Origin of the sequence: Psychrobacter aquaticus CMS 56, from assembly GCF_000471625.1 — a bacterium.
GTDB lineage: Bacteria > Pseudomonadota > Gammaproteobacteria > Pseudomonadales > Moraxellaceae > Psychrobacter > Psychrobacter aquaticus.
The window spans coordinates 21,661-34,267 of sequence record NZ_AUSW01000033.1 but is presented as its reverse complement, the minus strand read 5'-3'; the positions used below and the strand labels follow the sequence as shown (position 1 = coordinate 34,267).

Genomic DNA, 12,607 nt, shown 5'->3' with positions numbered 1-12,607 from the left:
AAGGACAAGTCAAAAAGCGCGGTTAATACCGTCACCATTTACAAATGCGTTGACCATGTTAAGCAACGGCAACCGGTTGTCCTGTTATAGGATGCTGAAGCAACTGCATATCGACGTTAAAGATGTCGCGCAGTATGTCAGGCTGCATGGTGCTTTTGATATCACCATTATGACAAACACGGCCGTTTTTTAGCGCGATGACTCGATCGGCATACTGCGCTGCCAAATTGATATCATGGATAATAATAACCACACTCAACCCCTGCTCATCGACCAAACGACGAATAAGCTGAATAACTTCTAGCTGATAGTGCATATCAAGTGCCGCTAATGGCTCATCGAGCAACAGATATCGGGTGTCCTGCGCCAGACACATAGCCAGCCAAACTCGGGCACGCTCGCCACCTGAGAGTGTGGCCGTGATACGGTCAGCGAACGCTTCTGTTTGAGTGATACTCATCGCTTCTGCTACTTTATCTCTGTCAATTTGGCTTGGTTTTTGGAGCCATTTTTGATGAGGATAGCGTCCCAGCATGACCAATTCACGCACTGTGAACCCAGCGGCGTCCGGTAATTGCTGCGGCAAATAAGCCATTTGCCGAGCCAGCTCCTTACTACTGTAGTCACCAATACGGCGCTCATCTAAATTGACGCTACCGCCATTACTCATCATCTCGCCTGCCAACGCTTTAATCAAAGTGGATTTGCCTGAACCGTTATGTCCCACCAAGGCTACTAATTCATTGGTATCCATCTCACAGCTCACATTGTCTAGTAAGGTATTTCCTTGACGACTGACGGTCAGTTGATCTGCACGTAACATATAGGTACTCATCGTTAATTAAAATCGTGGTCTTTGTATCAAAAAGCCAATAAAAGCTGATTTTACTCGTAAACGAGAATAAAAACAATTATCATTAATGGAGATGCCGTTTTTCTCTCCTCCATTCACTGTTGTTCGTGAGTATATATATGACCCATTCTATCCCCTCTATTAAAAACAATTCTCCTACTCAAGCAGGCTCGTATACCTCCTTAACCTTCCCTGAGATTGCAGATGCCATGGCTCACATCAATGAGGAGCATGTCGATGAGCTGCTCGGATTTCTGCAGGTTTTTACGCCCCTGACGTCAGATGAGCTGGTTGGGACAAACGTACAATTGACGGCGGTATACGCAGAAGCAATCGCTTTACAAGTGCAGTTTCAAGACACAAAAAAAACGTCTACTCAGACACGTGAGCAGACGTTTTTTATCCCATTTATAGCGCCTATCACCCAAATGGATGAGTTAAACACCCAATATATTTTGCTCAAACAAAAAGCGGACAAAAAGCTCGGCAAAAAAACCATTAAACTGACCAAACAGCGCTTTGTCGTACAGGACAGCCACATGGTCAGCAAAAACATGCTGCGTCTTATATTAACCGCCCCTCACCCAAATGCCGCTGGTGATACCTCAAACCATCATCGCTCAAGCTCTGTACCAATCAATGAAGCTGGCTATGCGTATTTATTTGATTTAGAGCATAACCGCAGCGTGGCAAAAATCCCTAATGAAGGCGCTAATAAAGGGGCTGATGACAGCATTGATAAAAGTGAGCAGCCTGAACGCGCTCATTGCTATTACACGTTAAGAAAAGCGTGGCAAGCCTCGAATGGCGTACAGGCATGGGTCGATGTTTTTTTGCATGGCGACACCTCAGGTGGCAACTGGGCACGCGCGCTACAAGTAGGCGATACGGTGATAAGCAAACGTGAGTTCCCTGAAAAGGTTGAGCATTTGCGTGAAGGTCAAGCATTGCTGATTGCTGATGAAACCTCGCTGCCAACTGTCGCGCGCTTGCTGGAGCTTTGGGACAATCCTCAGCCACCATTAGTTCTTTGTGTCACACAAGCGGCCGCCGATCAAACGTATTTTGATGTGGTGACATTAGGCGCTGATATCATGAACACTAAGGCGGCAAATCAGCAAGACAAGCCCTTTACGCTATTGCCTTTGGTGACGGGTCAAGTCAATGCAGGACGAGCGCTGGCCGACTTAATCGATACCACATTGGCCGATTATTTGACCACACATCCTTTACACATTGATAAGGTTTGGGGCGCTTTAGAAGCAGGCACAGCCAAAGCACTTCGAGGGCTGCTGCAACAGAGGCTAGGATTGGCACGGGCTGACTCGGTTATCAAGGTTTATTGGCGTAAAGATTGATAGACTTTAAGGTTTTGTGCGTCTTTTTATACTGTCAAACCACTATAAACTAAGTACAGTGCTGCTTGAATAAGATTTTCTTGCTTGCTGTGCCTACGCAGACAGAGGCTACGAAAATATTATTCAAGCAGCACATTATAATGATTGTTCATTTTTTATTTAGGATCAACTATATACAGCTGGCTTCTATGGTTGGCGCTACTAGTGTGCCAAGATTGAACTCGGCGAACTCCGCATGCAGGGTAACCACATCGCCCATAATTAATAGTGCAGGCGTAGGGAGATTGGCAGACGCTTGTTGTTCTGCGATATCCTTTAATGTGCCTATAAGTACTTGCTGCGTGGGTAAACTGGCATGACTGATGATAGCAAAGGGTGTCTCACTGTCGCGCCCTGCCGCCATCAACCCTTTTGTCATCTCATCCAAACGGTGCAATCCCATATAAAAAACAACCGTCTGAGTGCTATCGAGTAACTCGCTATAGTCAGTATTCGGTTCGCCAAGTTTTTTGCAGGCAGTGAGAAACTGAACCGATTGGGCATGATCGCGATGCGTCAGTGGAATACCTGCTCGACTTGCCGCAGCACTAGCGGCGGTGATACCGGGAATTGACTCAAAGTAGATGCCATGACGTACCACTTCTTGTAGCTCTTCGCCGCCACGCCCAAAGATAAAAGGGTCACCGCCCTTTAGCCTCACCACTGTTTTATTGGCAAGCGCATGTTTGACCAAAAGCTCGTTGATACCCTCTTGCGGTAACGCATGATTGGCGCGGCGCTTACCGACGAATATCTTTTCGGCAGTGAGCGCACACATATCCAAAATATCTTCAGAGACCAAGCTGTCATACAGCACCACATCAGCACGCTGCATCACTCTCAATGCCTTTAAGGTCAGCAGTTCAGGGTCACCAGATCCTGCACCCACCAAATATACAACTCCTTTCTTATGATAGGCTTTGGTCGTTTCTGCACAGTTTTGACCCGCTAAGTCGTACGTTGAACGGTTTGACACAAAGGCAGATGAATGCGGCATGACGGTAGCTCCTGATGACAACATAAATGCAGTAAAGTAGATAACGAAAAGTAAAACCGTTAAAAAACTCAGTCTATGACTGACCCGTGATCAGTTTTACTCTATAAGCTATAGGTTGCAAACAGCGTGCCACATGAGCGATTAAGCTTGTGCTAATTGACCATACTCCGCGATCAATTCATTGATCTGACCCACACAAGAACCGCAATTGGTACCGGCTCGGCACTGTTTTCCGACTGCGGCTGCACTGGTACAATCATGTTTAGTAATGGCCTCAATAATGATATTTTCTCCCACAGACATGCACGAACACACCAGCGGCCCTGGATCGACGTAACCACTGGCAGGACGCCCTGCTAACAACCACTTATAGCGCTGATTGAAGGGGATTTGACTGGTATCGGCAAAACAGCTGTCGAGCCAATGCATACTCGGTAACGCTTCGAGCGTTGGTGCAAGATAGACAGCCATAATGAGCGCCTCATTAGCCTCCTGATTGCCTGTTTTGATATTGGCTATGTTGGCCGTCACGCTACTATTTGCCGCTACTTCATCGATAGATTGGGTCATAACCAAGCGCAATTGCTGGTGCTCTTGGCTGACGGTGAACGCCGTATTCATAGCGCAAGCCTGTGAAACCGATGGCACTGATGATTGCACAGCTTGGGCAAACTGCTGCCAAAACTCAGGAGTATTCAACCGATCACGCGCCTTCGCACTTGGGCTGGCAACGTTAATTAATACGCTATTTGCTTGGCGGCTGAGATTCCAAGTAAGTGAGGGCAAGTTATTTGTCGAAGATGTATCAACACCTGCACTACTATTTTTTTGCAATAATTCTTCTCGCCCTATTTTTGCCTCAATATTGTCCAAAATGGTACGCAATTGCACTATAACGGCGTCTTGCCAGTCAGGATGCACCAAAATCTTGCCAAATAGGTGCATCGGCACTGCCGTGACGCTGATTGCGGAGTTTTTAAGCTCAGGCTGCCCCGAATGTGGATCCACAACCGTTGGAATCAGTGTACCCATACGAGCAAAGCTGGCAAAAGCATCGCTCCAGTGCATCGGCATAAACGCATCGCCAACTCGCACCGCATCGCTAATCGCCACTTGTACCAGTACGTTACTCGCGGCGACATCATCAGTCAGATCAGATGTCACATTGTTTTCATATTGACGATAAATCTGCACAAAGTCATCGGCTGCCACACACAACTGCTTGGCATCATCAGGATGTAGTGTCAGTGTGGGCACGGATTGATGCTGGTTTAACTGCGGTGCTAAGCCTGTGCGAGTCATGGTATGCCATTGATCGCGCAGTCTGCCCGTGATAAGTCGTAAATCAATGCTTGGGTTATTCAATGTTGACGATATATTCTCTTCTAATTGGTTGGCAGGTTGAGGGGGCTGTTTAAAGGACGCTTGATTAAAGAGAGGCAAATGCATATCAGTTTGCCGTCTTTTAAATTTTCGCTTTTGTCGGTGTCGATTGGGCACACTGGCATCATCAGCAGGCGTAATGGCGATCAGTTGGGCTTTGGTACAAGTTGCCATTTGGTGAGTAGCAACCTCTGCCGACTGATTGGATACGTTGTCTTGAATCATAGAGATACGCGTGCCGCCCCATTGAAACGGCGGCATCATGTCATAATCTTCACGACTAAGCGCACTTGACTTAAGGCTTTGATGGATAGGCTGACCGTTATGATCGGCCTCTGTCATAAAAGCAGACAAGTCATTGGCCAGATTGAAATAACGCGGCTGGTTTTTAACTGATACAGTTTGGTTTTTATCATTGCCATAGGCTGTCAGTGCCACATACTCGTTAAATATCTCGCTGGGATCTTGATAATCAAACCCTGCCAGCCCCATGTGTTTGGCCACTTGCGAGAGTATCCACCAGTCTGGCTTTGCCACACCTATCGCTGGCATTATTGAGCGTTGACGAGAGATACGCCGCTCAGAATTGGTCACCGTTCCTGATTTTTCGCCCCACCCTTGCGCAGGTAACACAATGTCAGCACATTTCACCGTGTCACTGTCTACTGAACAATCAGACACAATCACCAAGTCACATTCTGCCAGCGCTTGGCGAAATCTGTCCGCCTCTGGCAAACTGACCACGGGATTGGTCGCCATAATCCAAATGGCTTTGATTCGTCCATCCAAAATAGCGTCTGCCGCATCGCACGCTTTGACGCCAGCCTCTAAGGAGATAGGCTGCGGCGATTGCCAAAAGTCCGCCACCAGCTGCCGATGATCGGCATTTGCCAAATCCAAATGAGCAGCCAGCAAATTGGCCAGTGCGCCTACTTCTCGTCCGCCCATCGCATTGGGCTGACCAGTGAGTGAAAACGGACTCGCCCCCACTTTACCCACGCGCCCCGTGTACAGATGGGTGTTGATAATGGCATTGACCTTGTCCGTGCCACTTTTGGACTGATTCACTCCCATACTGAACGCCGTCACTGTCTGTTCATTGGCCGCAACCAGCTCATAAAACTGGCGAACATTGTCGATGGGCACTTGGCATGCGCTTGCCACTTTATCGATCGTCCACACTTTAGCTGCATTCAAAGCATCATCGACACCTGTGATTTTGCTGACATACTCTTCATCTTGGCAACCGTGCTGCTCAAGGTAATGCAATAAACCATTGTATAAATGCGTGTCGGTGCCAGCCACAATGGGCAAATGCAAATCCGCAAACTCACAAGAGTCTGTACGGCGCGGGTCGATGACAATTAGTTTTTTGTTCGGATTCGATTTCTTGGCCGCTAAAAAACGTCCAAATAAAATAGGATGACACCACGCCATATTGGAGCCAACCAGTACCAACAAATCACAGGCTTCCAAATCTTCATAATTGGCGGGTACCAGATCGGCACCAAATGCCCGCTTGTGCCCTGCTACCGCTGATGACATGCACAGCCGAGAGTTGGAGTCGATGTTGTTACTGCCGATAAAGCCTTTGATGAACTTATTGGCAACGTAATAGTCTTCAGTCAGTAGCTGACCTGAGACATAAAACATAATGCTGTCGCGTCCATGTTTGGCAATGGTGTCATTTAAACGCTTGGCAATATCTGCTAATACAGTGTCCCAGTCGGTGTTGTTAATAAGTGGCTGTGTATCAAAAAGTGGCTGCGGGTCAGACGTTGTTATAGTATGAAGACGAGTAAATATATCTGGTGGCATGGGCTGCTGCTGCATGGATGCCAGCTTGTTTTGATAATAAGGCTGAATCAAGCGACGCTCAGCACCCAATGTTTGGGCAAGCGCGCTGCCTTTTGAGCATAGTTTGCCAAAGTTAGCAGGGTGCTCAGGATCGCCTTTGACACTGACCGTGCCAGCCTCATCAATCTGAGCCAAAACACCGCAACCGACGCCGCAATACGGACAAGTTGTGCGGACAGTTTTGGTCGAACCATGAGCTGTGTCTAGCGACCGCACTTGATTCATCGTGTCAGTCACACTGATATTGTGAGTAGCAATGCTCTGGCTCGCCACATTTTTAGGGTGCCGAGATGAGTCATTTGAGGTTTTATTGATTGCTGCTTCACTCATGATGCCTCCTCCACCGAATCAGTCATGGCCAATACATTATTTGTCCTATCACTGTCTCTATCATTCAGATTCAATTTGTCCAAATCACAATAAGCACTACCAAAGATTAAGTCCTCTTTTATGAGCGATATATCGACGTTGTCGGTGATAAGTTGACTGTAAAAACTGCCATCATTGACGTCACCATAAAGTACAGCGCCGATGACTCTATTATTCTTAAGATAAAGGCAGTGATAATGGTTCAAAGTGGGCTGACGATAGATGAGCGTTTCAATAGCCTCAGCATCGTTACCCTCAAAGGCAATTTGACCAGCAGAAAACGCCGATACGCCAGATACTTTTAATTTTAATGACAAAGGTTTGCTAACGAAAGGTATCCAGTGCTCTTGTGAGGACGTAGTGCCGTCTAGTGTGGTTATGGGGTCTGATATTAGCGTATCTTTTAAGACCGTCACGAGGGTATCGACTTGCTGATTCACGGGGGCGACCATGCCAAACAGCTCACCCTCTAGCTCAATACACTCGCCAATTGCATACACATGAGGACAACTGGTGTGCATGCAGTCATCCACAACGATGCCTCGATTGACGGCAATGCCACTGTCTTTCGCCAAGGCGGTATTGGGAATCACACCCACTGCCATCACGATAAAATCTGCCTGCAAGATACGACCGTCTTTTAAGGCCAGTCCGCACACTTCGTCGGCGTCGTTTATGACGATGGCTTCAGTATTTGCAGACACTTCTAGACCAACGCCGCGTCGACTTAACTCGGCTTGCAAAAGCTCGGCAGCTGGCAAGTCAAGCTGGCGATTGAGCACGTAATCGTCAACATGAATCACGGTCATGTTTGCCCCTTGCGCAGCCAACGCACATGCCGCCTCTAACCCCAATACACCGCCACCAATTACCAAGCCTGTTTTGCCTTGACGGGCATATTCGGTTAACGTGGTGACATCTGCTAAGTCGCGAAAGACATGCACACCTTTGGCCGTATGATTGGGAAACGGTATCACTCGAGCCGTTGAACCCGTCGCAATCACCAATTTGGCATAATGAAGACTTTGCCCATTATCAAGCTCAATACACTGGTGCTCAGTATCAATCGTCTCAACGCCGACCCCAGCCAGTACCGTGATACCCAATTGCTCATACTCTGATTTATCATACAAATACGTGTCCTCAAACGCCGTATCTCCTGCCAGCACTGGCGACAACATGATGCGGTTGTAACCTACCTGTGGCTCTTTACTAATCAGAGTGATTGGTAGCGGTACAGCGGAGGTTTCTGCCTGTATACTGTCTGAACGCGCGTTATTTGCCTGTATACCTTGCTGCCGCGCCCGTGCAAGCTCAATGGCAAAGCGGCTACCCGCCATGCCAGCGCCAATGATGATGATACCCGCACTGCCAGTTTGATCATTATGATGATTGGTCTTATGACTATCAGCACTATATTTACCAGCATTATCACTAGCAGCATGATGGGCAGACCTTCCGATGGATTCTGTCGTATAAATATCAGACTTTTCGGCAGTTTTTGACCTATGAAGCAACATAAAGCGACGTTCCTTAGCAGCATAGTGCAATGGTAAACAAGCGATAACATGTCATTGAACGTGGGCGATCATGACAGATAGACCCACAACAATAAGACGATGATGACAGTCTGTATGAAGCAAATGCCATGCCATACCAATAAGGGATTGCGTTTAATTAGTGGTTCAGGGTCGCGACTGCGTGCTCTATTGTCAGGATTGAAGTCTTGTAAAAACTCACCGATGGCCTGATAGCGAACATTGGTATTGGGGTGTAGCGCCCGCATGAGCGCTTGCTGAATAACGGACGGTACATTGTGTTGCCGTAACGGCTGCGCTGGCATGACGAGAGTCTGCTGTGGATTCATCAAATCTTGCGAGCCAAATGGCAGTTGCCCTGTCAATAGCTCATAACCGATCACGGCAATGGAGAATAGATCAGAATGTACCCCTTTTGGTGCATCAGTGTAATACTCTGGTGCAGCGTAATGTAGATCGCCATTGGGTGGTCGCGTACTGTCTTTTAATATTGATGAGCTAGCAGAGCCAAAGTCGATTAGCTTCACGGCCCCTGATTTGGTCAAGAGAACGTTCTCAGGTTTAATATCTTGGTGCAAGAGATAATTGCGGTGCATCACACGAGCGGCCATACCGATTTTGGTCAGCAAATCATAAGTTTGCCATACATCGCAGGGCGCATGACGTTCGATGAAATCGCGTAAGCTCTCGCCTTCGATATACTCGGTCAAGTGATATAAATAGTTGGTGCTAGCAGGCACTGGGTAGTAACGCAACAGCCCTGAGGCGTGCAACCCCGACCCCATATTGTGGCTAGTGTTTTTATTTGCGTCAGTCGTCTGCAAGAGATTGGGATCCGCTTGATTATAAGCAGACTCGCCAGCACGGCGGTGTTTTGAGAGGCTCAGACCAATTTTACGTTCTTGTAAAAAATCACGCAGATAATGGCCATCAGCAATGGTATCAAGGCTCGGTGACTTCAGTACAAAGTCATTCTGATCGGCATCTTGCACCCAGTACACATGACTGCGGGCAGTACGGGCAATAATACTGACCACGGTAAAACCATCGATACTATCCCCTACTTCTAAATCTGTGGGCAACTGATAGCGATGAATATCGTGAGACGTTGCGCTATCACTTTCAAACAAATCAACTGCATCAGAATCATTTATTAAGGTCGATTTATTTGATATCGCCTTCATACTCAGCATGATCATACTCAAGTTATCGTGACTGCCCTCTGTAAAAGCGTGCTCGCATATGGTCTGACTGGCATGAAACCCTGTTGGTAGTTTGTGCGTGGTAGCCAGTGCTTGACACATATTTGTCGCTGCCGTACACAGCTCAAACGCTAACTCGACCTCATCGATATGCTCATAAATACCATCGGTCATTATTGCCAAGCATTCGTTTTGATGCAGTGTAAACACCAATTGTTGTAAATCCACTTGCCCATCAGCGCCGATAGCCGCCGACAGCGCCCCTTTGTCTTCGCCTCGATGAATACGATGATCGTCACTAAGTACCGTCAGGCTGTCTATCCCAACACGGTAAATTCGTGAATCGCCCGTATGGAACAGATGAATACGATCACCAATACACAATAAGCCTGACAGCGTCGACAATAAAGGCGGCACTCGCTGGTATGCTTGCGGAAAATACAACACATCATTGGCTTTATTTACTGCCGTTCTAATGATGCTAGCCACTTGATCCTCATCCAAACTGGTAGGCATGGCTTGAGGCTGATCTTCTGACTCATACTGCACTTGCACCAATTTTGCCAATGCAAGTGTGATTTTTTCGGCAACGGTGTTGATGACCAGCTGACTTGCCTGTTTTGGAAACTGGCAAGCACTGACGCCATCTGCCATGAGCACCAACAGTGGCGCTGTTGGCATTGTCGCTTGTTTAGGCACATAACTTTGGGTTAAGTCAACAGATTCGGTCGATACAGCATCCCCAAAATAATGCGGCAGACAAGTGGTTATTAGTAGGCTGTCTTGATTTTCCGCTTTACGGCCTTTCATCGTAAAAAAGTCCAGCCACCACAAGGCAGAGTCTGCATTAGAATGGCAGGATTCAATGGCAGATGACTGCTCACCAGTGTGGCTTTGGATATCCGAGTTAGCAGGGACATTATCGGTCATGTCAATAGCCATATTAATAGTTAAGTCCGCACTGACTTTATCACCCTTACGTTGCGGGCTTTTGTGAGTGTCTTTTGGACGTCTCTGTTGGCAAGCTTTTGTCATCGTGGTCACAGTCATCCCCATTAATATTTCTCATGCTACCGATGGCTGACTTGGATCTCAGCAAACGTTCCATCTGGCATCTCTTCGATGATGACACCTTCAGGTTCTTTGAGTAAAAATAGCGCAAAGAAACCAATCACGGCTGTCGCGGCGATCACAAAGAAAAACACTTGATACGACACCAGACTGAGTATCGTTAAATAGACCACTGAGCCAACGTTACCGTATGCGCCCGTCATGCCTGCAAATTGCCCTGTCATACTGCGCTTGATGAGTGGAATCACAGCAAAGACCGCACCCTCTCCCGCTTGTACAAAAAACGAGCAAAACATAGTAATCAATAACGCCAGCGCCAGCGGCCATGTTGAGTCAAGAAAGCCCATCAATAGATAGCCTACTGCCAAACCAGCCGTCAAAATCAACAAGGTAATTTTACGACCGAATTTATCACTGAGCCAACCGCCGCCAGGACGCGACATTAGGTTCATAAAGGCATAACTTGATGCCAGCACACCCGCCATCACGATCGATAGACTAAAGGTCTCTTGATAGAACAACGGCAACATCGACACGACGGCAAGCTCTGAACCAAAAGTTGCGAAATAGAGAATATTGAGAATGCCAACCTGCTTAAAATCATAACGATGCGCTTCAGGTACAGGCGTGGTAAAGACCTCTTTATTAAAGCGGTAGCTACTAATGAACTCGTAGACATAGAGTACGGCAAGGCCAATATAAATGATCGTGACACTAGACTGACTGAGCAAACTCACGCCAGCAGGTGACAACTTCCATGCCAATAACGCCAATGACAAATACATCGGCAATTTAAACACCATCATCAGCCAAAAATCACCCGATGACGTCACCATCATGGCGCCTGACTTTTTGGGTTTAAAGTAAGTGGCACCTTTGGGGGTGTTGCGCGCCATTTTATAAAAAACCACGCTATAAAGTGCCATGACGACACCTGATACGGCAGTGGCATAACGCCAGCCCTCATCGCCGCCAAAGACAGCCGCTGCACCAATCGCCACGGTTGGCAATAACAGTGCCGCTGCGGCTGAACCAAAGTTACCCCAGCCTCCATAAATGCCTTCCGCCGTGCCCAGCTCATTGGTTGGAAACCAATCACTCATCAAGCGAATACCAACCACGAAGCCTGCACCCACAAAACCCAGTAAAAAACGAGACAATGCCAAGGTGTTGTAATCTTGCGCAAAGGCAAAGGTAAAGCACGGAATCGCACCGATGGCCAAAATTGCTGTATAGACAATACGTGGGCCAAAACGATCGGTCAACATGCCGATGATGACACGGGCGGGGATAGTCAATGCCACGTTTAAAATCAGCAGCGTTTTGACTTGGTCTTTAGTCAGATTCAGCGTCTCACCAATTGCTGATAAAAACGGCGCATGGTTGAACCACACAAAAAAAGTCAGAAAAAACGCCATCCAACCTAAATGAAGGATTTTATTTTTGCCCGAAAAAGACAAGACATTAAGCTTGTCTTTAGTAGGTGCAACGGGGGTCGATGATGACATAGGCGGCTTCCTCAAATGGTTAACTTCTAGGTTATTACAAAGCGTCAAGTGTCCAAAAACAATCAATTAAGACACTTGAGGCGGTGCAATGGCTATGCCAGTTGTGGTTGCAAGCCGCGTTTTTAACATGAAAATTGATCCTAAAATACTGCTACAACGCCCTCTTATTAAGGCTTATACGGCGATGTCAAAATCACATGGATATTTTAGTAACCACAAAAAAAATAGGGCCATAGTCAAAGTAACGCGATGGCGGACAGATAATAATAGAGCCCAAATTGGGGCATGATTATCGCTATTTTGGTGCATTTGTACCTTATGTAGGCACTTACGGAAAATGCATGACCGACATCCATATAATTTATATTGATGTTGGTTTTAGTCTTTCTTTAGCCCCTATTCAGACCCTACCAAACGTTAAGAAACCTACTG

General features: G+C 47.1%; 7 protein-coding genes. 1 reads left to right on the top strand and 6 read right to left on the bottom strand.

Going from position 1 to position 12,607, the window contains the following annotated elements:
- Nucleotides 1-58 precede the first annotated feature (58 nt).
- A complete protein-coding gene (locus tag M917_RS09055) occupies nucleotides 59-823 on the bottom strand; it encodes an ABC transporter ATP-binding protein (RefSeq protein ID WP_021814508.1) in 765 nt (254 codons plus the stop codon).
- A 149-nt stretch (nucleotides 824-972) separates the two neighbouring features.
- On the opposite strand from M917_RS09055, the gene M917_RS09050 reads away from it, so the two are divergent.
- Nucleotides 973-2,211 carry a siderophore-interacting protein gene (locus tag M917_RS09050; protein WP_021814507.1) on the top strand — a complete coding sequence of 413 codons (1,239 nt, stop codon included), beginning with the start codon at nucleotides 973-975 and terminating at the stop codon, nucleotides 2,209-2,211.
- A gap of 169 nt (nucleotides 2,212-2,380) precedes the next feature.
- Here M917_RS09050 and cobA read toward each other — a convergent pair whose 3' ends face one another.
- The 5 genes from cobA to M917_RS09025 form a co-directional block, all read right to left on the bottom strand.
- The gene (cobA, locus tag M917_RS09045) at nucleotides 2,381-3,247 is read right to left on the bottom strand and encodes a uroporphyrinogen-III C-methyltransferase (RefSeq protein ID WP_021814506.1); all 867 of its coding nucleotides are present in this window, start codon (nucleotides 3,245-3,247) and stop codon (nucleotides 2,381-2,383) included.
- Nucleotides 3,248-3,388: 141 nt separating this feature from the next.
- Nucleotides 3,389-6,817: a molybdopterin-dependent oxidoreductase gene (locus M917_RS09040; protein ID WP_021814505.1), complete on the bottom strand. Its 3,429-nt coding sequence runs from the start codon at nucleotides 6,815-6,817 to the stop codon at nucleotides 3,389-3,391.
- Nucleotides 6,814-8,376, bottom strand: a complete 1,563-nt coding sequence (locus M917_RS09035) for an NAD(P)/FAD-dependent oxidoreductase (RefSeq protein ID WP_021814504.1) — start codon at nucleotides 8,374-8,376, stop codon at nucleotides 6,814-6,816. Before M917_RS09035 ends, M917_RS09040 begins: the two co-directional genes overlap by 4 nt.
- 68 nt (nucleotides 8,377-8,444) lie before the next feature.
- Nucleotides 8,445-10,406, bottom strand: a complete 1,962-nt coding sequence (locus M917_RS09030; RefSeq protein ID WP_040642519.1) for a protein kinase domain-containing protein — start codon at nucleotides 10,404-10,406, stop codon at nucleotides 8,445-8,447.
- Between the two features lie 260 nt (nucleotides 10,407-10,666).
- Complete coding sequence (locus M917_RS09025) at nucleotides 10,667-12,175, bottom strand: NarK family nitrate/nitrite MFS transporter (RefSeq protein WP_021814502.1); 1,509 nt, start codon at nucleotides 12,173-12,175, stop codon at nucleotides 10,667-10,669.
- Between the last annotated feature and the right edge of the window lie 432 nt (nucleotides 12,176-12,607).